This is a genomic window from Pseudacidovorax intermedius, from assembly GCF_001476815.1.
GTDB classification, from domain to species: domain Bacteria; phylum Pseudomonadota; class Gammaproteobacteria; order Burkholderiales; family Burkholderiaceae_C; genus Xenophilus; species Xenophilus intermedius_A.
In genome coordinates this window covers 1-19956 of record NZ_LDSL01000095.1, presented here as the reverse complement: position 1 = coordinate 19956, position 19956 = coordinate 1, and the positions used below count along the sequence as shown (strand labels likewise).

The 19956-nt window shown below is 70.4% G+C and carries 19 protein-coding genes, 1 rRNA gene and 1 pseudogene; 7 read left to right on the top strand and 14 right to left on the bottom strand.

The features are described 5' to 3' along the window. Positions 1-112: ribosomal RNA gene (rrf, locus tag NS331_RS14970) — 5S ribosomal RNA — on the top strand. Between the two features lie 83 nt (positions 113-195). On the opposite strand, the gene NS331_RS14965 is transcribed toward rrf, so the two are convergent. Both NS331_RS14965 and NS331_RS14960 read right to left on the bottom strand, forming a co-directional pair. After that, positions 196-1116 (bottom strand): MBL fold metallo-hydrolase, encoded by a 921-nt coding sequence (locus NS331_RS14965; protein ID WP_193758119.1) that lies wholly within the window; start codon positions 1114-1116, stop codon positions 196-198. A 13-nt stretch (positions 1117-1129) separates the two neighbouring features. Further along, on the bottom strand, positions 1130-2845 hold the full coding sequence (locus NS331_RS14960; protein WP_058642771.1) for an AMP-binding protein: 1716 nt from the start codon (positions 2843-2845) through the stop codon (positions 1130-1132). Between the two features lie 200 nt (positions 2846-3045). Between NS331_RS14960 and NS331_RS14955 the strand changes: the two genes are divergently transcribed. The 5 genes from NS331_RS14955 to lnt all read left to right on the top strand — a co-directional run bounded on the left by NS331_RS14955 (position 3046) and on the right by lnt (position 7722). After that, positions 3046-3828, top strand: coding sequence for an esterase/lipase family protein (locus NS331_RS14955; protein WP_242873761.1), 783 nt, complete (start codon positions 3046-3048; stop codon positions 3826-3828). 39 nt (positions 3829-3867) lie between these two features. Further along, positions 3868-4341 carry an Lrp/AsnC family transcriptional regulator gene (locus NS331_RS14950; protein ID WP_058642770.1) on the top strand — a complete coding sequence of 158 codons (474 nt, stop codon included), beginning with the start codon at positions 3868-3870 and terminating at the stop codon, positions 4339-4341. A gap of 120 nt (positions 4342-4461) precedes the next feature. Next, positions 4462-5205 carry a GNAT family N-acetyltransferase gene (locus tag NS331_RS14945; protein WP_082702510.1) on the top strand — a complete coding sequence of 248 codons (744 nt, stop codon included), beginning with the start codon at positions 4462-4464 and terminating at the stop codon, positions 5203-5205. A gap of 100 nt (positions 5206-5305) precedes the next feature. Further along, positions 5306-6184: a CorC family transporter gene (locus NS331_RS14940; protein ID WP_058642769.1), complete on the top strand. Its 879-nt coding sequence runs from the start codon at positions 5306-5308 to the stop codon at positions 6182-6184. Next, a complete protein-coding gene (gene lnt / locus NS331_RS14935) occupies positions 6184-7722 on the top strand; it encodes an apolipoprotein N-acyltransferase (protein ID WP_058642768.1) in 1539 nt (512 codons plus the stop codon). Before NS331_RS14940 ends, lnt begins: the two co-directional genes overlap by 1 nt. A gap of 27 nt (positions 7723-7749) precedes the next feature. Here lnt and NS331_RS14930 read toward each other — a convergent pair whose 3' ends face one another. The 8 genes from NS331_RS14930 to NS331_RS14895 all read right to left on the bottom strand — a co-directional run bounded on the left by NS331_RS14930 (position 7750) and on the right by NS331_RS14895 (position 15609). Beyond that, positions 7750-9108, bottom strand: coding sequence for an FAD-binding oxidoreductase (locus NS331_RS14930; protein WP_058642767.1), 1359 nt, complete (start codon positions 9106-9108; stop codon positions 7750-7752). Positions 9109-9130: 22 nt separating this feature from the next. Beyond that, a complete protein-coding gene (locus tag NS331_RS14925; protein WP_082702509.1) occupies positions 9131-10069 on the bottom strand; it encodes an ABC transporter permease in 939 nt (312 codons plus the stop codon). A 74-nt stretch (positions 10070-10143) separates the two neighbouring features. Continuing rightward, positions 10144-10962: an ABC transporter ATP-binding protein gene (locus NS331_RS14920; protein ID WP_058642766.1), complete on the bottom strand. Its 819-nt coding sequence runs from the start codon at positions 10960-10962 to the stop codon at positions 10144-10146. Then, the gene (locus NS331_RS14915) at positions 10959-11939 is read right to left on the bottom strand and encodes an ABC transporter substrate-binding protein (protein WP_058642765.1); all 981 of its coding nucleotides are present in this window, start codon (positions 11937-11939) and stop codon (positions 10959-10961) included. The genes NS331_RS14920 and NS331_RS14915 overlap by 4 nt, the downstream gene beginning before the upstream one ends. Before the next feature lie 78 nt (positions 11940-12017). Further along, positions 12018-12890, bottom strand: a complete 873-nt coding sequence (locus NS331_RS14910) for a creatininase family protein (RefSeq protein WP_058642764.1) — start codon at positions 12888-12890, stop codon at positions 12018-12020. Positions 12891-12917: 27 nt separating this feature from the next. Beyond that, entirely contained in the window at positions 12918-14213 is a 1296-nt protein-coding gene (locus tag NS331_RS14905) for an amidohydrolase family protein (protein WP_058642763.1), read from the bottom strand. Between the two features lie 63 nt (positions 14214-14276). Then, a complete protein-coding gene (locus NS331_RS14900) occupies positions 14277-14864 on the bottom strand; it encodes an NAD(P)H-dependent oxidoreductase (RefSeq protein WP_058642762.1) in 588 nt (195 codons plus the stop codon). 97 nt (positions 14865-14961) lie between these two features. Then, positions 14962-15609, bottom strand: coding sequence for a TetR/AcrR family transcriptional regulator (locus NS331_RS14895; RefSeq protein ID WP_058642761.1), 648 nt, complete (start codon positions 15607-15609; stop codon positions 14962-14964). Between the two features lie 263 nt (positions 15610-15872). Between NS331_RS14895 and NS331_RS14890 the strand changes: the two genes are divergently transcribed. Then, on the top strand, positions 15873-16943 hold the full coding sequence (locus NS331_RS14890; RefSeq protein WP_058642760.1) for a type II asparaginase: 1071 nt from the start codon (positions 15873-15875) through the stop codon (positions 16941-16943). A gap of 250 nt (positions 16944-17193) precedes the next feature. Here the strand turns inward: NS331_RS14890 and NS331_RS14885 are convergent, their stop codons facing one another. The 4 genes and pseudogenes from NS331_RS14885 to NS331_RS26735 form a co-directional block, all read right to left on the bottom strand. Continuing rightward, positions 17194-17835: a glutathione S-transferase family protein gene (locus NS331_RS14885; RefSeq protein ID WP_058642759.1), complete on the bottom strand. Its 642-nt coding sequence runs from the start codon at positions 17833-17835 to the stop codon at positions 17194-17196. Positions 17836-17939: 104 nt separating this feature from the next. Beyond that, entirely contained in the window at positions 17940-18770 is an 831-nt protein-coding gene (locus tag NS331_RS14880; RefSeq protein ID WP_153012870.1) for a phosphatase PAP2 family protein, read from the bottom strand. A 14-nt stretch (positions 18771-18784) separates the two neighbouring features. After that, entirely contained in the window at positions 18785-19684 is a 900-nt protein-coding gene (locus NS331_RS14875; RefSeq protein ID WP_082702507.1) for a metallophosphoesterase family protein, read from the bottom strand. Continuing rightward, positions 19681-19956 (bottom strand): annotated as a pseudogene (locus tag NS331_RS26735) (diacylglycerol kinase); the annotation flags it as partial. The pseudogene NS331_RS26735 and the gene NS331_RS14875, both read right to left, overlap by 4 nt.

Below are 19956 nucleotides of genomic sequence, written 5' to 3'. Positions count from 1 at the left end.
TTGATGACCATAGCGAGTTGGTACCACTCCTTCCCATCCCGAACAGGACAGTGAAACGACTCAGCGCCGATGATAGTGCGGACTCCCGTGTGAAAGTAGGTCATCGTCAGGCTCTTACAGCCTCAAAAAGCCCCTCAGCATTCGCTGCGGGGCTTTTTGTTTTGGGCGGCGGCATTGGGCATTGGGCTTAAATCCTCAGCAGTCGATCACATCCTGCCCCTCGCGCCGCAGCGCGCCGCTTTTCATCAAGCTGCCCAGCGCTCGCTCCACCAGCGAGGCAACGGGCTCGCCCTCGAAATACCGCGAACCCAGACCGGCCGCGTACGGCATCGCGCTCGCCCACGACAACAGGGACGACGACGGCATCCGCCCCTGCTCCAGAAGCTTGAACTTGAGCAGCACCTTGAGCGCATGCCACGCGTGCGCCTGCGGATCAGCGCACTGATGTGCCAAACGGCGGCGCGCCCGCGCCAGCGCCTGCTCGACGTCCGTGAAAATGCCGCCGTGGCCTGGAATGATCACCCGCGGCCTCAGGCGCTCGATCAGGTCCAGCGTCCTGCCCACGTCCTCGAAACCCGGCTCGCCCTCCAGTTCCGGAAAGACGACCCCGTAGCCGTTCTGCCAGAGCGCGTCGGCGCTGATCAGGATGCCGTGGTCGGGCTGACGAAGCATGAGTTCCTGCGGGTCATGGCCCGGCGCGCCATGGACTTCCCATGGCAAGTCGCCCATCGTCAAGGTGTCGCCGGGGCGCAGTCCATCGGTGGCGAGGAAGCGCGGGCATTGCTGGCCGGTGCTCGCATAGGTGAGCGCACCGTCGTCCCATGCCCGGACGGCCGCCAGTTCGCCTGCGGGAATGCTCGTGCGCAAGCCCGGGTAGGCCTGCTGCAGTGCCGCGTTGCCGCCGCAATGGTCGCTGTGCAGATGGGTGTTGACGATGCGATGCAGCGGCCGTCCTTCCAGCGCATCGCCGACCAGCGCGAGCGTCTGGGCGGCATGGGTGCAATAGCCCGTATCGACCAGCACGGCGTCTTCGCGTCCCAGCAGCAGGACGTTGTTGGAGGACAGCCAGCCCCGCTCGAAGACCAGCACCTGCGCTGGCAGCCACGCCATGTCCATGCCGGGCAGGCCCTCAGTGCGCCGTCGACGCAGTCGCAGCCGCTGGCGCGCTGCCGCGCAACTCGCGCCGCAGGATCTTGCCGACGTTGGTCTTGGGGAGGGCGTCGCGGAACTCGATGAAGCGCGGCCGCTTGTAGCCGGTGAACTGCTCCTGGCAATAGCGCATCAGCGTGGCCTCGTCGAGCTGCGGATCCTTGCGCACCACGAACACCTTGATGGCCTCGCCCTGCTTCTCGTCGGCCACGCCGACGACGGCGCACTCGAGCACGCCAGGGCACAGCGAAATGACGTTCTCCAGTTCGTTCGGAAAGACGTTGAAGCCGCTGACCAGGATCATGTCCTTCTTGCGGTCGACGATGCGGGACTGGCCGTCCGGCTGCATCACGGCGACGTCGCCCGTGCGCATGAAGCCGTCGGCGGTGAAGGCGGCGGCCGTCTCGGCCGGCTGGCCGTAGTAGCCGGCCATCACGTTGGGGCCCTTGATGCACAACTCGCCGGGTTCGCCGAAGGGCAGGGTGCGGCCTTCGTCGTCCTTGATGGCGATCTCGATGCTGGGCAGGGGCAGGCCGATGGTGCCGGAGAAGCGCGTGTTGGTGACCGGGTTGTTGGTGCCGATGGCACAGGTCTCGCTCATGCCCCAGCCTTCGATCATGGGGCAGCCGGTCGCCTCGAACCATGCGCGGGCGGTGCCTTCGGAGGCGGCCATGCCGCCGGCCTGCGAGATCACCAGTTGCGAGCAGTCGACCTTCTTGAACTCGGGGTGGGCCAGCAGCGCATTGAACAGCGTGTTGACCGCCGGCAGCACATGGAAGGGCCGCTTCTTGAGCGCGTCGATGAACTTGCCCACGTCCCGCGGATTGGGAACGAGCGTCATGTGCGAGCCCTGGCGGATGGCCAGCAGCGCCAGCGTGAGCGCGAAGATGTGGTAGAGCGGCAGCGCCGCGATGCCGTTGATGCGCGCCGGGTCGCCCACCTTGGCCATCGCCGGTGCGAACCAGGCCTCGGCCTGCAGCGTGGCCGCGATGATGTTGCGGTGGGTAAGGATGGCGCCCTTGGAGCGGCCGGTGGTGCCGCCGGTGTACTGCAGGAAGGCGATGGAATCGAGGCCGCAGCCGTCGGCGGCCAGCGGCCGGTCGCGGCCGCGCGCCAGCGCGTCGGCCCAGGTCGTCACGCTGTGCTCGCCGTCGATGGGCAGCTTGAAGGGCGGCACCATCTTGGCGAGGTGGCGCACGGCCGTCGTGATCCAGGTGCCGTACAGGCCCCCGAGCTGGTCGCCCATGGCGGTGAGCAGCACATGCTTGACGGGTGTGCGCAGCAGCACTGGCTCCAGCGTGGCGGCGAAGTTCTCCAGCAGGATGATCGCAGTGGCGCCGGCGTCGGCGAGCTGGTGCTCCAGTTCGCGCGGCGTGTACAGCGGGTTGACGTTGACGCAGGTGTAGCCCGCCCGCAGCACGCCGATCATCGCCACGGCGAACTGCGGAATGTTGGGCAGCATGAGCGCGACGCGCGCGCCCGGCTCCAGGCCCAGCGACTGCAGCCAGCTGCCCAGCGCGCGCGACAGCTGATCCAGTTCGCCGTAGTGCATCCACCGTTCCATGCACACCGAGAACGGCCGCTCGCCGAAGCGCTGGAAGGACTCTTCGAACAACTGGTTGAGCGAGCGGTACTGCGCCGGGTCGATGTCGAAGGGCACCCCGTCGGGGTAGTGGGGAAGGGTGGAAGGATGCATGCGGTCTCCGGATCTTGTGCCGCATTGTGGAAGCCGCATCCCCCGGCCCGTCCCCGTGCTTGCCCGGGTCGCCATGCGATCATGCCCGGATGATTGCGCGATGGCAGCGGCTGTTCGTGGCCGCATGGTGCGTGGCGGCTCTGGGGTGGACGGCATTCGCCTGGGGCCGGCCGTGGCCCTGGATGGCGGCTGGGTGGCTGTTGCTCCTGGGCAGCCACGCCACGGTGCTGGGCCTCGAGTTCCTCGCCGCGGCACGCGTCGGCAGGCAAGGGCCCAGCCCGCATCCCACAGGCCGGCAATGGTGGCGCGCCTGGCTGGCGGAGTGCGGCTGGTCGCCGCGCATGTGGGCCTGGCGCCAGCCCTTCCGCTCGCGGCGCTTTCCGGACAACTTTCCTGCCGCAGACGGCCGGCGCGGCATGGTGCTGGTGCACGGTTTCGCCGGCAACCGCGGCTTCTGGCTGCCCTGGCTGAAGGCGCTTCGGGCGGACGGCCGCTGCTTCGCCGCCGTCGACCTGGAGCCACCGCTGGGCGGCATCGATGGCTTCGTCGCCACCGTCGATGCGGCCGTGCGGCGTGTCCACGCCGCCACCGGCCGCCCGCCGCTGGTCGTGGCGCACAGCATGGGCGGCCTGGTGGTGCGCGCCTGGTGGTGCCGCAGTGGCGGGCAGGTGCCGGTCCATCGCATCGTGACGCTGGCCACCCCCCATGCCGGCACCTGGATGGCGCGCATCGGCCGTGCCGCCAGCAGCCCCGAGATGCGCATCGGCAGCGCCTGGCTGCAGGCACTGGACGCGGCCCAGGCCTGCGTGCCGCCGGTGCGCTTCACCTGCTGGTACTCCAACTGCGACAACATGGTGTTCCCCGCCGCCACCGCCACCCTTCCGGGTGCGGACAACCGCGCCGCCCATGGGCTGGCCCACGTGGAGCTCGCCTTCGCGCCGCAGGTCGTGCGGCACACCCTGGCGCTGCTGGACGCGGATTGAGGCGCCCGCGGGGGCGCGAATGCGGCAAGAATCCGCCCCATGCACGCTCTCGACAAGCAGGACCGGCTCATCCTGCAACTGCTCCAGGCCGATGGCCGGGCCACCTATGAACAGATCGCCGAGCAGGTCAGCCTGTCGCCCAGCGCCGTGCTGCGCCGGGTGCGCCGGCTGGAGGAAACCGGTGTGGTCGACCGCTACGTGGCCCTGGTGCGGCCCGAGGCCGTGGGCCTGGGCCTCACGGCCTACCTCAACGTGCGGCTCGAAAAGCACACCGAGAGCCACAAGCGCAACCCGATGGACCTGTTCCGCGCCAGCATCCAGGCCTGGCCCGAGGTGGTGGAGTGCAGCGCCCTCACCGGGGAGATGGACTACCTGCTTCGTGTCGTGGTGGCCGACATGGCGCACTACAGCCGCTTCATCATGGACACCCTGCTCAAGCATCCCAGCGTGCAGGACTGCAAGACCAGCTTCGTGCTGGACCGCGTCAAGGCGACCACCGCCGTGCCCGTCTGACGCCGTTGCGGCCGCCGCGGTTGCTGCGGCGCAACAAACACGTCCTTCGGCCCCACACGGTGACGGGTTGGTGACAACACGCCAGCCTTCGTTCTAGGGAAAACCCTTATGATCGACCCCATGTTCCCCAAGGCATTCGTCGATACCGTGCGTGCCGGTGCGCAGTGGCTGCGCCCGGGTGTCGTGGCCGCCGGTCAGGCGCCGGCGACCGTGCGCAAGCCGCGCCCGCGCGCGGCGGCGGGCCTGGTGCCGATCCGCTCGGTGGGTCCGCGCGAACGCCATCGCATCCTGTCGCACCTGCTCGCCCTGTCGCAGCGCGACCGCTACCTGCGCTTCGGCTATGCTGCCTCGGACGAGCAGGTCCAGCGCTATGTCGACGGCCTGGACTTCCAGCGCGACGAGCTCTTCGGCATCTACAACCGCCGGCTCGAGATCATCGCCATGGCCCACCTGGCTTTCGCGCCCACCGGGCAGGACGGCAGCTGCGCCGAGTTCGGCGTGTCGGTGTCCGAGCATGCCCGTGGCCGTGGCTACGGCGCGCGCCTGTTCGAGCGTGCCGTCGTCGTCGCCCGCAACGAGGGCGTGAGCATGCTGTTCATCCACGCCCTGAGCGAGAACACCGCCATGCTCCGGATCGCCCGCAACGCCGGTGCGACCGTGGTGCGCAGTGGTTCCGAGTCCGAGGCCCACCTGGAACTGCCCGCGCCCAGCCTGGACAGCCGTGTCTCCGGCATCGCGCTGGGCCAGTTCGGCGAGGTGGACTTCCAGCTCAAGGCGCGCGCCCACCAGTTCTGGACCTTCCTCGCCGGCCTGCAGGAAGTGCGCTCCGGCGTGCGCGACGCGCGCCAGCGCTCGGCACCCTGATCCGCGCGGCCTGGCGCGAATGCGGGCAGGCCGGCGGCTGACACTGGCGTGTCAAGCCATTCCGGTATCCTAGGACTCCCTCAACTACCGCCCTCCCGCAGTGGCCGACCCCCACCCTGAACGCGCGATCCCTCCCCGGGACGACAAACGCGGCCTCCTCCAGAAGATCGCCGAATTCATCCATCCCGGACCGGATTCGCGCGACGAACTGATCGAAACCCTCGCCGACGCCGAAGACAACGACATCATCGGGCCCGATTCCCGCGTGATGCTCGAAGGCGTGCTGCGCATGGCCGACATGACGGCCGGCGACGTGATGGTGGCGGCCCCGCGCATGGACCTCATTGACATCGATGCGGCCTACGAGGACATCCTCTACCTCGTCATCGACACCGCGCACTCGCGCTTTCCTGTCTACGAGGGCGAGAAGGAAAACATCATCGGCATCCTGCTGGCGAAGGACCTGCTCAAGCTGCAGCGCTCGCCGGAGCTCAACATCCGCGCGCTGCTGCGGCCCGCCACCTTCGTGCCCGAGAGCAAGGGCCTGAACGACCTGCTGCGCGAATTCCGCGGCAACCGCAACCACCTGGCCGTCGTGATCGACGAGTTCGGTCGCGTGGCCGGCCTCATCACCATCGAGGACGTGCTGGAGCAGATCGTCGGCGAGATCGAGGACGAGTTCGACATCGCCGAGGACGAGGGCGACATCTTCGGTCTGGCCGACCACACCTACCGCGTGAGCGGCGACACGCCCATCGAGCGCGTGGCCGAGGCCTTCGGCATCCGCTTCAACGAAGAACAGCAATCCGAGGACTTCGAGACCATCGGCGGCCTGATCGCGCACGAAATGGGCCACGTGCCCAAGCGCGGCGAACGCCATGAAGTGGGCGGCTTCGACTTCGTGGTGATGCACACCCGGGGCGGCGCGGTGCGCTGGTTCAAGGTGTCGCCGGCGCGCGCCGAAGACGCGGCCGACTGATGCGCGCGCTGCGCCTCGCGGCCTGCGCGCTGGCCGGCCTGGTACAGGCCGCGTCCATGGCCTGGCCGTGGGGCGGGCAGCCGCTGTGGTGGCTGCAATTGCTCTCCCTGGCCGCGCTCGCGGCCCTGCTCGATGCCGAGCGCCAGCACGGCGGCAGCTGGCGCCGGACTGCCCTGAGCGCCTGGCTGTTCGCCACGGCCTGGCTCTGCAGCACCTTCTGGTGGCTGTTCATCTCGATGAACACCTATGGCGGCCTGTCTGCGCCGCTGGCGGCGCTCGCCGTCTTCTTTCTCGGCGGCGGTCTGGCCACCTACTACGGCGTGGCGGGCGGCCTGTGGGGCTGGCTGGCGCCGCGCCTGCGGCCCGGCGGCCGGGTGCTGCTTTTCGCCGCGCTGTGGACGCTGGCCGAGCTGGTGCGCGGCAGCCTGTTCACCGGCTTTCCATGGGGTGCTGGCGGCTATGCCCATGTGGATGGTCCGCTCGCCGGCTATGCGCCCTGGGTGGGCGTGTACGGCATCGGCGCGACGGCGGCGGCCATCGCCGCCTGTGTGGGACTGTGGCCGGCACAGCGCCAGGCCCGGGCGCTGCCCGTGGTGGCCGCTGTGCTGCTGGTTCTGCCGCTGGCGCTGGGTGCGCTGCACCGCGACGGCGGTGACGCCGCCAGCACCGGCCGGCTCCAGGTCGCGCTGCTGCAGGGCAACATCCCGCAGGACGAGAAATTCGTCCCTGGCGCCGGCATCGAGACCGCCCTGCGCTGGTACGGCGACCAGCTGCTGAGGAGCCGCGCCGCGCTGGTGGTCACGCCCGAGACGGCGCTGCCGCTGCTGCCGCGCCAACTGCCCGAGGGCTACCTCGCCGCCATCGCCGCCCGCTATGCCCAGGGCAGCCAGGCCGCCATCGTCGGCGTGCCGATGGAAGACGGCCCGGGCCGCTATGCCAATTCGGTGCTGGGCTTCGGCCCGGGCCTGGCCGCGCAGCCCTACCGCTACGACAAGCACCACCTGGTGCCCTTCGGCGAATTCATTCCCTTCGGCTTCCGTTGGTTCACCGACATGATGAACATCCCGCTGGCCGACTTCGGCCGGGGCGGCCTGCCGCAGCGCAGCTTCGACTGGCAGGGCCAGCGCATCGCGCCCGACATCTGCTACGAGGATCTGTTCGGCGACGAAATCGGCGCCGGCTTCCGCGATGCGGCCAACGCGCCCACCATCCTGCTCAACGTGAGCAACATCGCCTGGTTCGGCGACACGGTGGCCATCGACCAGCACCGCGCCATTTCGCGCATGCGGGCGCTGGAGTTCCAGCGGCCGATGCTGCGCGCCACCAACACCGGCGCCACGGTGGTGATCGACCACCGTGGCCGCGTGACGCACGAACTGCCGCGCCTGACGCGCGGCGTGCTGGAGGCCGAGGTGGAGGGCCGCACCGGCATCACGCCCTTTGCGTGGTGGGTGTCGCGCTTCGGGCTGGCGCCGCTGTGGCTGCTGTCGGTGGCCGTGCTGGCCTTCTCGGTCTGGCGCGCGCGCACGAGGCGTTGACGCGGCGGCGCCGGTACGCCGGGCGCCTCAGCCCGCGACGGGATGGTGCCGCAGCTTGCCCGGATTGAGCAGGCCGAGCGGATCGAAGCGCCGCTTCATCGCCACCACCTCTTCGGGCAGATCGCCGCCCGCCTTGCCGTCCTCCACGATGAAGGTGTGCGGGTTGTTGATGCGCACGCCGTAGTCGCGGTGCTCCTGGATGATCTCGGCCAGGCGCTCCTCGGTCGTGAAGCGCACCAGCTGCAAGGCGCTGCAGCTCAGCTGGCCGTCCATGGTGCGCAGGAACTCGGCATGCATGAACACCTCGCCGGCATAGCGCTTCGTCAGTTCGGTGATCTGCTGCACGTGCTGGCCGGCGGTGAAGCTGGTCTGCAGGTAGGTGAGGGTCTTGTCCACCTTCAGCGCATGCAGCGTGGTGTGGTTCCAGGTGAACTCCATCAGCGTCTTGTGGCTGCGCGCCACCTCGTCGGCGCTGCGGCGGTAGCTGACGGTGCCGCCGCGGGCCGCGGCCATCGCCTTCATCGCTTCCTCGCCCGGCTCGGCCACCAGCGAGAGCACGGCATGGCAGCCCTTCGGCAGATGCTCGGCCAGTTGGGAGAGGTAGTCCGGCACCGGGCTGGCGAAGAAGGCGACCTCGCGCTTGGCCAGGCCGGGCGCGCGCGCCACCTCGTCCGCAAAGGCCAGCGCCTGGTCGAAGTCGGCGAAGGTGACCAGCGTCTCCAGCCAGGGCTGGCAGGGCGCCAAGCCCACCTCGATCTCCAGCACCAGGCCATTGGTGCCCCACAGGTGGTGCATGCGCATGGCTTCGGCGCCGCGCAGCTCGACGATCTGCGGCTCGGGCTCGATGGTCATGGCCTTGATGCCGAGCACGTTGCCGGGCGCGGCCAGCGGGCCGTGGTTGATCGAGCCCACGCCGCCGAAGCCGCCGCCGAACAGGCCGCCCAGCGTGGCGCTGCGGAAGGTGGAGGGCACGCAGCGCAGCTCCCAGCCCGTGGGGCGCGTGGCCTTCTCCAGCTCGTTCAGCCGGATGCCGGCCTGGGCCCGGGCTACGCCGGGCCGCGTCCACAGCACGCCGTTGTAGCCGGTCATGTCCAGCACCACACCGCCGGCCAGGGGCGTGGTCTGGCCGTAGTTGCCGGTGCCGCTGCCGCGGATGGTGAGGGGCAGCTTGAGCCGCGCGCAGGCGGCGACCAGGCGGCGGATCTCGTCCTCGGTGCGCGGGCGCACCACGCTGTCGGCCACCTTGCCGTCGAGCTGGCGCTTGAGCACCGGGCTGAACCAGGAGAAGTCCTGCGACAGCCGCTCGATGCGGTTCGGGTCGGTGATCCAGTCGAGGTCGGGCAGTTCGATGTGCAGCTGCTCGATGTCGCGGAGGCGGGCGTTCATGGTCAAGGGGTCCTTGTGGGCATCAGTCGTGCGACAGCTCGCTGGCATGCCAGCTGCCCAGCGCGGTGCGCGTGAGCCAGGCCATGGCGGCGAACAGCGCCACGCCGGTCAGCGAGATGAGCAGCAGGGCCGCGAACATGCGCGGAATGTTCAGCTGGTAGCCGGCCATCAGGATCTGGTAGGCCAGGCCGGTGGCATTGCCGCCGGTGCCGGCGACGAACTCGGCCACTACGGCGCCGATCAGCGCCAGGCCGCTGGAGATGCGCAGGCCGCCGAAGAAGTAGGGCAGCGCGCTCGGAATGCGCAGCCGCATCAGCATCTGCAGCCGCGTCGCGCGGTTCATGCGGAAGTAGGCCTGCAGGTCGGGGTCGATGCTGCGCAGGCCCAGCGTGGTGTTGGAGATGATGGGGAACAGCGCGACCAGCGCCGCGCAGATCACCAGCGAGGCCGTGGGCTCCTTCACCCAGATGATGATCAGCGGGGCCACCGCCACGATGGGCGTGACCTGCAGCAGCACCGCGTAGGGGAACAGCGCCGTCTCGATCAGCCGGCTCTGCACGAAGAGGAAGGAAATCAGCACGCCCACGATCGTCGCCACCACGAAGGACAGCACGGTGATCTTGAGCGTAACCAGCAGCGCGCCGCCCAGCACCGCCCAATCGGTGAAGAGCGTCTGCAGCATCAGCACCGGCGAGGGCACGAGGTAGGGCGGCAGTTCCATGCCGACCACCAGCGCCTGCCAGCCGCCGAGCAGCACCAGTCCGACGATCAGCGGCAGCAGGATGCGCTGCACGCGCGGCTGGCGCAGCAGCGGGACGCGGGCGGGGCGCGCGGGCACGGCCGCCGGCGGCTTGGAAGGCGCAGGCGCGAAGGCCGCCGGGGCGGGCGCGGCACCGGTGCCGGATGCGGCGGCCGGGGCGTCGGACGGCGCCGGCGTGGCGGCGTTCCAGGTGATGCTCATGGGGTAGATCTCCGTGGGCGGCACGCGGCCGCCGATCTGGGTGGCGAAGGCGGCGGGCCTCGGGCCCACCCCGGTCAGGCCGCGTGTTCCTCGTCGGTGTGCTGGCTGGCCGCCAGCAGGCTGCGCTGCAGGTGCTTGGCGTAGTGCTGGAACTGCGAGGACACCATGAACTCCGCGCTGCGCGGATAGGGCTCGTCGATGCGCACCTCTTCCACGATGCGGCCCGGGCGGGCGGCCATCATCACCACGCGGCTGGACAGGAACACCGCCTCGTGGATGGAGTGGGTGACGAACACCACCGTCAGCTTCTTCTTGCGCCACAGCTCCAGCAGGTCGGCGTCGAGCTTGTGGCGGGTGATCTCGTCCAGCGCGCCGAAAGGCTCGTCCATCAGCAGCAGGTTGGGCTGCACCACCAGCCCGCGGGCGATGGAGACGCGCATCTGCATGCCGCCGGACAGCGCCCGCGGCAGGGCGTTGGCGAACTTGGCCAGGCCGACCAGTTCGAGCGCCTCGGCCACGCGGGCATCGGCCTCGGCGCGCGGCACCTTGGCCAGGTCCAGCGGCAGCCGCACGTTGGCCTGCACCGTGGCCCAGGGCATGAGCGTGGGCGACTGGAAGACGAAGGACATCTTCTGCGGGCACTCGTGCATCTGCTGCACCGGCTTGCGCCACAGCAGCAGGCGGCCGTCGCTGGGCTCCAGCAGGCCCGCGACCATCTTCAGCAGCGTGCTCTTGCCGCAGCCCGAGGGGCCGAGCAGCGTGACGAACTCGCCCTCCTCGATGGTGAGGTCCACCGGCTGCAGCGCGACCGTGCCGTTGGGATAGGTCTTCTGCGCCGACAGCACCTCGATGGCCGGCACGCCCGTGGCGGGTGCCTGGACGGGCTGCGTCACGGCAGCACCTTGGCGTTGCGGGCCAGGTCCAGCTTGTAGGCCTTGGCCAGGTCCACCTTGGCCGGGTCGATGAATTTCTGGCCGACCAGGAAGTCGTAGTTGGCCTTGATGCGCGCCTCGGTCATGGTGCCGATGCCGCTCTTGAGCGCATCGCCGGAGCCGACGATGCCCATCTCCTTCATCTTGGCGACGCTGTAGGCGAGCTGGTCGTCGGTCATGTTCGGGTTGTCCTTCTTGATCAGGACGTTGCCCGGCGCCGGGTCGGCCAGGTAGCTCTTCCAGCCCTCGGCGGTGGCCTTGACGAAGTCGGCCACGACCTTGGCGCGGTCGTTCACCGTCTTCTCCATGCAGGAGATGGTGGTGGCGTAGGACGGGTAGCCCAGGTCGGCCAGCAGGAAGGTGTTGGCCTTCACGCCGGCCTTCTGGATGGCGTAGGGCTCGGAGGTCAGGTAGCCCTGCTGCACCATGTTCTTGTCGGCCAGGAAGGGCTGGATGTTGAAGGTGTAGGGCTTGGTCTGCGCATCGGTCAGGCCGTACTTGGACTTGACCCAGGCCCAGTAGCCCTGCTGCGCGCTGGCGGCGATGAGCACCGTCTTGGTCTTCATCTCTTCCATGGACTTCACGTCCTCGTGGGCGATGAGCACCTGCGGGTCCTTCTGGAACAGCGCGGCCACGGTGACCACCGGCAGGCCGTTGTCGCGGGCGCGCAGCATCTGCAGGTCGCTGGAGCCCATGATGCAGTCGGCCTGGCCGGCGCCCATGATCTGCAGGATGTTGACCTGCGGGCCGCCCATCTTGATGGTCACGTCCAGGCCGTACTTCTTGTAGAGGCCCGTGGCCACCGCCTGGTAGAAGCCGCCGTGCTCGGCCTGCGCGTACCAGTTGGTCATGTAGGTGAACTTTTCCTGGGCCTGGGCGCCGAGCGACGCGGCGGCCAGGGCGACGGTGGCGAGCAGGGGGGCGGTGCGAAGGCGCATGGACGGGTTCTCCGGAGGGTGAAAGAAAAACGGTCGGTTCGTGGAAAGGAAATGCAAGGATTGCGCCGCGGCCGGCGTTCAGGCTGCGGCGGCCGCGTCGGGCGTGCGCTGGATGAAGCCGGTCTGGTGGCCCCGCTCCCAGGTGGGCTCCTCGCGCACCAGCCAGCGCAGCTGGTAGAGCTCGGTCAGCGCCTGCACCCAGCTGTCGGCCAGCGTGTCCAGGATCTCCTGGCCCTGCTCGCGCGTCGCGCTGGTCGGGTCGCCGATGACGCCGCTGGGGCCGAAGTCGCGCGCCGTCCAGGCGCAGGCCGGGCGGCCGTCGGGCGACAGCAGCTTGATGGGGAAGGGCGGCGGAAAGTTGGCGGCGGCGCGCTCCATGTGCACCGTCTCGGGTGCCAGCGCCAGCATCAGCGCGGTCTCGGAATGGCCGGCATGCATGGCGAGCTTCTTCTCCTGCTCGCTCACCTGCTTGCTCGCGGCGCTGGGCAGGCGGCTCACGCCGTGCGGCACCACCACGAAGTCGCCATGGCGCAGCCGCAGCTCGCGCGCGGCCATTTCCAGCACCTGCGGCTGGCCGCCGTGGCCGTTGGCCAGCAGCAGCTTGCGGAAGCCCGCGCGGTAGACCGATTCGCCGATCTCGGTGGCGGTGGCCAGCAGCGTGGTGCCGGTGAGCGTGACGGTGCCGGGAAAGTGCAGGTGTTCTTCCGACTTGCCGTAGGTGATGGGCGGCAGCGCGAAGGCGCGCACCGCGGCCGGTAGCCGGCGCAGCGCCTCGCCCATCACGCCGGAGGCGATCACGCTGTCGACCGAGCAGGGCAGGTGTGGGCCGTGCTGCTCGATGGCGCCGCAGGGCAGCACGATGACGGTGTTCTCGCGGTCGGGCAGCTGGTCGATCTCGGTCCAGCTCAGGTAGGGCAGGAAGCGGTGCGGGGGGATGTAGCCGTGCAGCATGGGGCGTCCTTGTTCGTGAGGGGCGGGTCAGGCGGTGGCGGCCGTCCTGGGTGGCAGGAAGGCCGCGGGCGGTGCGCCATGGGCCACGCCGGTGCGCAGCACCACGCGCATGCCGGCGCGCGAGGGCCAGGCACTGGCGTCGGCCTGGGGAAAGATCAGCAGGTCGGCCGGCTGGTCCACCAGACGCGGTGCACCAGGCGTGCCGCGGGCCAGGAAGTCCGCGCGGCACAGCGTGTCGGACCAGCGGTCGAAGGGCGCGTCGAGCTGGCCGGCCAGCACGGCGGCGGCCATGCCCTCCAGCGGGTCATAGCTGCCGACGGGGCAGAAGGGGTCCTGCACGTTGTCGCTGGCGAAGAGCAGCGGGATGCCGCGGGCGCGCGCCTCCTTCACCAGGGTCAGGCCGCGCTGGCGCGGGGTGCGGCCGGTGCGGGCGTCCTGCAGCAGCAGGTTGGTGATGGGCAGGCTCACCAGCGTGATGGGCGCGCGCGCCACCTCGTCCAGGATGGCGAGCGCGCGCGATTCGGGCATGGCCGCCAGCGCGCAGACATGGCCGCAGACGATGCGGCCGGCAAAGCCCAGTTCGCGGGCGATGCGTGCGGTGCCCGGCAGACCTTCGGCGTCAGGATGCAGTTCTTCGTCCACATGCAGGTCCACGTCCAGGTCGTGGGCCTGCGCGGCCTGCAGCAGGTGGCGCATGGCCTGCGCGTTCCAGTTGGTGGAGTGCACGAAGCCGCCCATCAGCGCATGCGGCCCGGTGGCCTTGACCTGCGCCGCCACGGTGCGCGCGGCGGCCGGGTCGGCAAAGCTGTCGAGCTTGGTGAGGCTCACCAGCTGCAGCGCCAGACGGTCAGCCCAGTCGTGGGCCAGGCGGTCCAGCACCGGCCAGGCGCAGGGCAGCGGGCCGATCTCGGACCAGTTGACGTGGGTGCGCAGCAGTGTGGTGCCGGCTTCCCAGGCCCATTGCAGGCCCTGGCTGGCGCGGGCGTGGACGTCGTCGGGCGTCCAGCGGGCCATGTCGGCCACCGAGGCCTCGATGGCGCCGAGCAGGCCGGGCTGCACCTCGGGGATGCGCGCCAGGGTGAAGGTCTTGTCCAGGTGCACGTGGGCATCGACCAGGCCGGGCAGCACCAGCGCGCCGTGCAGGTGCCAGGCGTCGGCGTCGACGGGACGGTCGTCCTCCGGCGCCACACCGCGCACCCGGCCCTGGGCCAGTTCGATGCGTGCCAGGTCGGGGCGGCCGCCCGCGTGTGGCCAGTCTGCCGCCAGCAGCCAGGCCGGCAGGCGGGCATGGCGCAGCACGGCGGGCGTGGAATGCGCCGTCATGGCCGGGCCCCGGAGGCGTGCTGCGCCGGGCGGGCGAGGGTAAGGGCGGGCATGGCGCGGCCCTCAGTGGAAGGCGGCCATGGCGGCGCCGACGCGGGCCTTGAAGCGGCCGAGTTGCGCCTCGGTCGCCACGTTCATGTGGTAGTGGGCGTGGTAGTCCACCCGCGCCTGCGCGGCCGTGAGCCGCTTCATGTAGCGCGTGATGATCTTGCGCGGCGGATCGCCCATGTACCAGGCCATCCAGCGCGGCCGGCCGTAGGTGACGACGGCGCTGATGCGCCTGATGTTGCGCAGCATGGGCTTCACGTTGGCCGGGTCGCTGATGTCGAAGGCCACGCCGGGCATCAGCAGCCGGTCGAACCAGCCCTTGAGCATGGCCGGCAGGCCGAAGCACCAGGTCGGGAAGCAGAACACGATCGCCTCGGCCCGCTCCAGCCGTTCGATGTAGGGCTGCAGCGGCACGCGGTTGGCGGGCACGTCGTGGTAGCCCAGCCGCTCCTCGCGCGACATCACCGGGTTGAAGCCCTCGGCATACAGGTCGCAGTCGTCCACGTCGTGGCCCGCGGCGCGCAGGTTGCGCAGCACCTCCTGGTGCATGGCGGAAGCGAAGCTGGTTTCGACCGGATGGCAGTAGACGACGAGCACGCGCATGGTGTTTGACCGATGAGTCAGAGCAATCGGTCAAATTAAGCACGTGGCGTGCCAGCATGGGCGCACCGGGCCGGTGCGGGCGTTCAGGCGCCGGCCGTCAGGCGTCCGGCGGCACCGCCATGCCGCAGCCGGCCAGCACGAAGGCCACCAGCTCGCGCGCGATGGGTTCGCGGTCGATGTGCGCGTCGTCGGGCAGGCCGCCCATCGAGCGCACCTGCAGCGCGTAGTCGGCGTGGTACTGCGTCATGGCCCAGATGTGCTGCAGCAGCAGCCGGCCGTCGAGCGGGCGCATCAGGCCGCGGGCGATCCAGCCGTCGATGATGTCGATCTTCTTCTGCGTCCACTGGCGCGACATGGGCCAGAAGCGCTCCAGGTTGCGGCCGCCGTCGAGCACCTCGCGCGTGAAGATGCGCGACATCTCCGGCTTGTCGAAGGCATGGTCCAGCTTCTGGCGCACGTAGGCGGCCAGCACCCGCGCCGGGTCGTTGGCATGTTCGTCGAAGGAAAACACCACCTTCCACTCGTGCAGCACCTGCATCAGCAGCTCGGAATAGAGCTCTTCCTTGCCGGCGATGTAGTAGTGCAGCTGCGGCTTGGTCAGGCCCGCGCGCTGGGCGATGGCCTGGGTGGAGGTGCCCTTCAGGCCGTGCAGGCTGAACTCGGTGATGGCCGCCGCGCGGATCGCCGCCAGGATGCGCTCGCGCCCCGGCCGCGCGCGGGAGAGCGGGCCGTCGGGCGCCGGCATGTCCTGCGCGGGTGGGCCGTCGGTGGACGTGTCGGAGCGGGAAAGGGCGGAGGACAAGGCGCGGCGCAGTGGGGCTGTCGAGGTCGCGCCATGGTACTGCGCGGCATGACCGGATGCCGGTTCGGCATCGAAGTGGCCGGGGCACGGCACGAATCCTGATTAGCGTATCGGGCGGCCGCATCGGGTGGTCCGGCGGCGAGGCCCATCACCCCGCCGCGGGCTGTGCAGGCCGCATCACAACATACCAAAAACGGAGTTTCCGCATGTACCTTTCCTACCGTCTTCGCGCCCTTGCCGCCGGCGCCGCGCTCATGGCCGGCGCCGCGCTGGCGCAGGCCCAGCAGGCCCTGCCCAACGTGGTGATCCTGGCCACCGGCGGCACCATCGCTGGCGCGGGCGCCTCGGCCGCCAACAGCGCCACCTATGCCGCCGCCAAGGTGCCGGTGGACAAGCTGATCGCCGGCCTGCCTGAGCTGTCGAAGGTGGCCACCGTGCGCGGCGAGCAGGTGTTCCAGATCGCCTCGGAAAGCTTCACCAACGACAACCTGCTGACCCTGGCCAAGCGCGTCTCGGCCCTGGCCAAGCAGGCCGACGTGGACGGCATCGTCGTCACCCACGGCACCGACACGCTCGAAGAAACGGCGTACTTCCTCAACCTCACGGTGCACACGGCCAAGCCCATCGTGGTGGTCGGCTCCATGCGCCCCGGCACCGCCCTGTCGGCCGACGGCGCGCTGAACCTGTACGACGCCGTGAACGTGGCCGCCAGCAAGGACGCATCCGGCAAAGGCGTGCTGGTGACGATGAACGACGAGATCCAGTCCGGCCGCGACGTGGCCAAGGCCATCAACATCAAGACCGAGGCCTTCAAGAGCCAGTGGGGCCCGCTGGGCATGATCGTCGAGGGCAAGAACTACTGGTTCCGTGCGCCGGTGAAGAAGCACACCATGCAGTCGGAGTTCGACATCGACCAGATCACCGCGCTGCCCGCGGTGGACATCGCTTACGGCTACGGCAACGTGCCCGCCGCCCAGTACGAGGCCATCGGCAAGGGCAAGGCGGCGCTGGTCCATGCCGGTACCGGCAACGGCTCGGTGGCCGACCGCGCCGTGCCCGTGCTGCAGAAGCTGCGCAGTGAAGGCGTGCAGATCATCCGCAGCTCGCGCGTGAACACCGGCGGCTTCGTGCTGCGCAATGCCGAGCAGCCGGACGACAAGTACGACTGGGTGGTCGCGCATGACCTGAACCCGCAGAAGGCCCGCATCCTGGCGATGGTGGCGCTGACCAAGACGCGCGACAGCAAGGAGCTGCAGCGGATCTTCATGGAGTATTGAGCCCACCCCGTGGTCCGGCCTCACTGCGTGTGGCCGGACCTCCCCTCAAGGGGCGGCTCCAGCGGCCCGGCGGAGCCGGTTCCGCGGGACCTACTCGCATGGCCTGCTCCGCGGCCTTTCGATCAGTGGGGGCGTGTGCCCATCTGGCGTTAGGACTGCAGGCTGTCGCGGCCGATGGCGATTTCCCTGGCGATGTGGCGCGTGCCCCCGCCGTGGATGATGTGGCGGCAGGGGCGGGGCTGCGCGGCGCCTACCCCAGCATCGGCACCAGATCCGGATCGCCCTTGGCCATCGCGCGCTGGTAGGCGGGGCGGGCGCCCATGCGTTGCAGCCACGCGCGGATGTTGGGGTAGGGCGCGAGGTCCACGGGCTGGAACAGGCGCATGGTGCTGAGCGAGAACACGCTCATGATGTCGGCGGCAGTGAATTCGGCGCCGGCCAGGTGCTCGGCCTCGCCCAGCCGCTTCTCGACGAGGGCCAGCACGCGCTCCAGCCGGCCCTGCACGGCTTGCTGAACCGGATGGTCCGCAGGCAGGCCGGCGCGGCTCACCATCATCAGGCGGCCCATCACCGGCTGCAGGTTGCCGTTGGCAAAGTGGAACCAGTAGAGGTAGTGCGCGAAGTCCGGATGCTCGGGCGCCAGCCGCAGGCGGCCCTGGCCGTGGCGGGCGATCAGGTAGTCGACGATGGCGGCCGATTCGGCCAGCGCCAGGCCGTCGTCCTCGATCACCGGGGCGGCGCCCAGCGGATGCAGCGCCTTGAGCGCCGGCGGCGACAGCATCGTCGCCGCATCGCGCTGGTGGCGCACCAGCGTGTAGGGAAGGCCCAGCTCTTCGCAGAGCCAGAGGATGCGTTCGGACTGGGAGCGGCCCAGGTGGTGGATCGTCAGCATGCGCGGGATTGTGCGGCCGGGCACGCGATCGCGTTGCGCCGTGCCGTGCCGTGCGTCTCGTGCGATGCCCCGGCGTTCCGCGCCGCACGCACCACGAACCACGCTCAGCCGGCCGGCACGTACAGCCGCGCGCGCCGCCGGTGGCGCGCCGACTCGGCGCTGAGGATGCTGATCGCCAGCCAGGCCGCGCCTGAGCACAGGCCCGCGACGACGTCTGTCAGGAAGTGCGCCTGCAGGAACACGCGGCTGGCCGGAATGGCCACGGCCATCGCCGCGGCCAGCGCCAGCATCGGCAGGCGCAAGGCCCTGGGCCCAATGCGCAGGCACAGGTAGGCCAGCATGCCCCACAGCACGGTGGCGGCCGAGCTGTGGCCGCTGGGAAAGCTGAAGCCTGGCGCATTCACCAGCAGCGTGTCGTGCACCGGCCGCACGCGCTCGAAGACCTGCTTGAGCGAATAGTTCAGCACGGCGTTGCCCGCATTGGCCAGCAGCCAGCCCCAGGCGAAGCCCGGGTGGCCGCGCAGGCGCAGGAACAGTGCGAAGAGCAGCACGAAGACCGTCACCGGCAGCGGGTCGCCGACGTGGGTGAAGTGGGAGAAGGCCTGCCGCGCCCAGCCGGGCGTGTGCGTGCCGATGGCCTGGCTCAGGGCGTCGTCCATGCGGCCCATCGGGCGGCCGTCGCCCAGGTGCCGGGCGAAGAGGGTGAACAGGCTGGCCAGGCCGACGATGAGCAAGAAGCCGATGGCGAGCCCGGGCACGAGCCGCTGCACCTGCGGCGGCGCGTCGGCTTCGGGACGGCTGCGGCGGCGCCACGCCAGGCCCAGGCTGCCCGCGAGCACCGCCAGCAGCATCGCCGCGAGCATGATGAAGGGAAAGGCGGTCCAGGCCAGGCGGCCCATGTGTGCGCCGAGGGCGCTCCAGTCGTCAGGGGTCATCGATCCTTGGTGGGTCAGGCGGTGGGAAGCGGTGCGGTCGGCGCGGCGCCGTGGGGCGGGAGTTCCAGCGCGTCGGTGAGCACCAGCGCGAAATCGCCGCGTGCGGCATCGAAGTCCCAGCGCTCCAGCGTGCAGCGGCGCCGCCCGCCGGTGCCGGCTCCGGTCCAGCGCAGCAGGTTGACCGAGTTCGGCGCGCCGGATCGTACCCGCGACGACAGCGCCGTCCCCGCCTGCACCGCCCAGGCGCCGCCGGCCTGCGGCAGCGGCACGGCGAAGGGCAGGTGGATGTGGCCGCCCAGCACCAGGTCCACGCCGGCCTCGGCCCAGCGGGCGAGCGCGGCCTCGCGGCCGTGCAGCAGGTTCTCGTGGTCCTCCGGCCGGGTGACGGCCACGGGCTGGTGGACCATCACCACGCGCAGCTGCGCCGGGCTGGCGGTGGCCAGCCGGTGCGCGATGCGCTCGATCTGGTCGGCACCGATCTGGCCGTCGCTGTGGCGCCAGCGGCGCGTGGTCTTGGCGCCCAGCACAAGGCAGTGCGGCAGGTCCAGCTCGGGCTCCAGTTCGCGGCCCAGCGCCGCCTGGTAGCGGCGGTACGGCGCCAGCAGGCGGGCGCCGAGGTCGAACAGGGGAATGTCGTGGTTGCCCGGGATGACGAGCACCCGCGGCGCGGCCAGCCGCCCGAAGAAGGCGCGCGCCGCCTCGAACTGTGCCCGCGTGGCGCGCTGGGTGATGTCGCCGCTGACCAGCACCGCGTCGGCCGTCTGTGCCCGCACCCAGCGCACCAGGGCCTCGACGACGGCGGGCTGCTCGGTGCCGAAGTGCGGGTCCGACAGGTGCAGCAGCACGCAGTCGCGCTCGGCCGGGCCGGCCTGCGCGCTGAGGTCTTCCGCGGGCGTGGCCGCCTGGTCGGTCATGCGCGCTCGGGCTGCGCGCCCCGGGGCTTGACCAGCCACAGCGGCCGGGGCGAGACACGGAAGCGCAGCGGCATGTCCATCCACTGCACCTCGCCGTCGGTGGCCACGCGCACGCGCCGCCGCGACTGGCTGCCGGCGGCCTGGATCTCGATCTCGCGGAAGGCGAAGCTGCGTACCTTGGAGGCGCTGCCCAGCTTGCCGGCCGCTGCGCGCAGCACCAGCCAGATCATCGCCAGGCGGCCCAGCGGCTCCAGGGCGATGGCGGCCAGCGC

Excerpts from the sequence above, each read along its gene's own strand:
- NS331_RS14965 (WP_193758119.1), bottom strand. The coding sequence starts at position 1,116 with ATGGACATGGCGTGGCTGCCAGCGCAGGTGCTGGTCTTCGAGCGGGGC.
- NS331_RS14960 (WP_058642771.1), bottom strand. The coding sequence starts at position 2,845 with ATGCATCCTTCCACCCTTCCCCACTACCCCGACGGGGTGCCCTTCGAC.
- NS331_RS14950 (WP_058642770.1), top strand. The coding sequence starts at position 3,868 with ATGCACGCTCTCGACAAGCAGGACCGGCTCATCCTGCAACTGCTCCAG.
- NS331_RS14945 (WP_082702510.1), top strand. The coding sequence starts at position 4,462 with ATGTTCCCCAAGGCATTCGTCGATACCGTGCGTGCCGGTGCGCAGTGG.
- lnt (WP_058642768.1), top strand. The coding sequence starts at position 6,184 with ATGCGCGCGCTGCGCCTCGCGGCCTGCGCGCTGGCCGGCCTGGTACAG.
- NS331_RS14930 (WP_058642767.1), bottom strand. The coding sequence starts at position 9,108 with ATGAACGCCCGCCTCCGCGACATCGAGCAGCTGCACATCGAACTGCCC.
- NS331_RS14925 (WP_082702509.1), bottom strand. The coding sequence starts at position 10,069 with ATGAGCATCACCTGGAACGCCGCCACGCCGGCGCCGTCCGACGCCCCG.
- NS331_RS14915 (WP_058642765.1), bottom strand. The coding sequence starts at position 11,939 with ATGCGCCTTCGCACCGCCCCCCTGCTCGCCACCGTCGCCCTGGCCGCC.
- NS331_RS14910 (WP_058642764.1), bottom strand. The coding sequence starts at position 12,890 with ATGCTGCACGGCTACATCCCCCCGCACCGCTTCCTGCCCTACCTGAGC.
- NS331_RS14905 (WP_058642763.1), bottom strand. The coding sequence starts at position 14,213 with ATGACGGCGCATTCCACGCCCGCCGTGCTGCGCCATGCCCGCCTGCCG.
- NS331_RS14900 (WP_058642762.1), bottom strand. The coding sequence starts at position 14,864 with ATGCGCGTGCTCGTCGTCTACTGCCATCCGGTCGAAACCAGCTTCGCT.
- NS331_RS14895 (WP_058642761.1), bottom strand. The coding sequence starts at position 15,609 with ATGCCGGCGCCCGACGGCCCGCTCTCCCGCGCGCGGCCGGGGCGCGAG.
- NS331_RS14890 (WP_058642760.1), top strand. The coding sequence starts at position 15,873 with ATGTACCTTTCCTACCGTCTTCGCGCCCTTGCCGCCGGCGCCGCGCTC.
- NS331_RS14885 (WP_058642759.1), bottom strand. The coding sequence starts at position 17,835 with ATGCTGACGATCCACCACCTGGGCCGCTCCCAGTCCGAACGCATCCTC.
- NS331_RS14880 (WP_153012870.1), bottom strand. The coding sequence starts at position 18,770 with ATGACCCCTGACGACTGGAGCGCCCTCGGCGCACACATGGGCCGCCTG.
- NS331_RS14875 (WP_082702507.1), bottom strand. The coding sequence starts at position 19,684 with ATGACCGACCAGGCGGCCACGCCCGCGGAAGACCTCAGCGCGCAGGCC.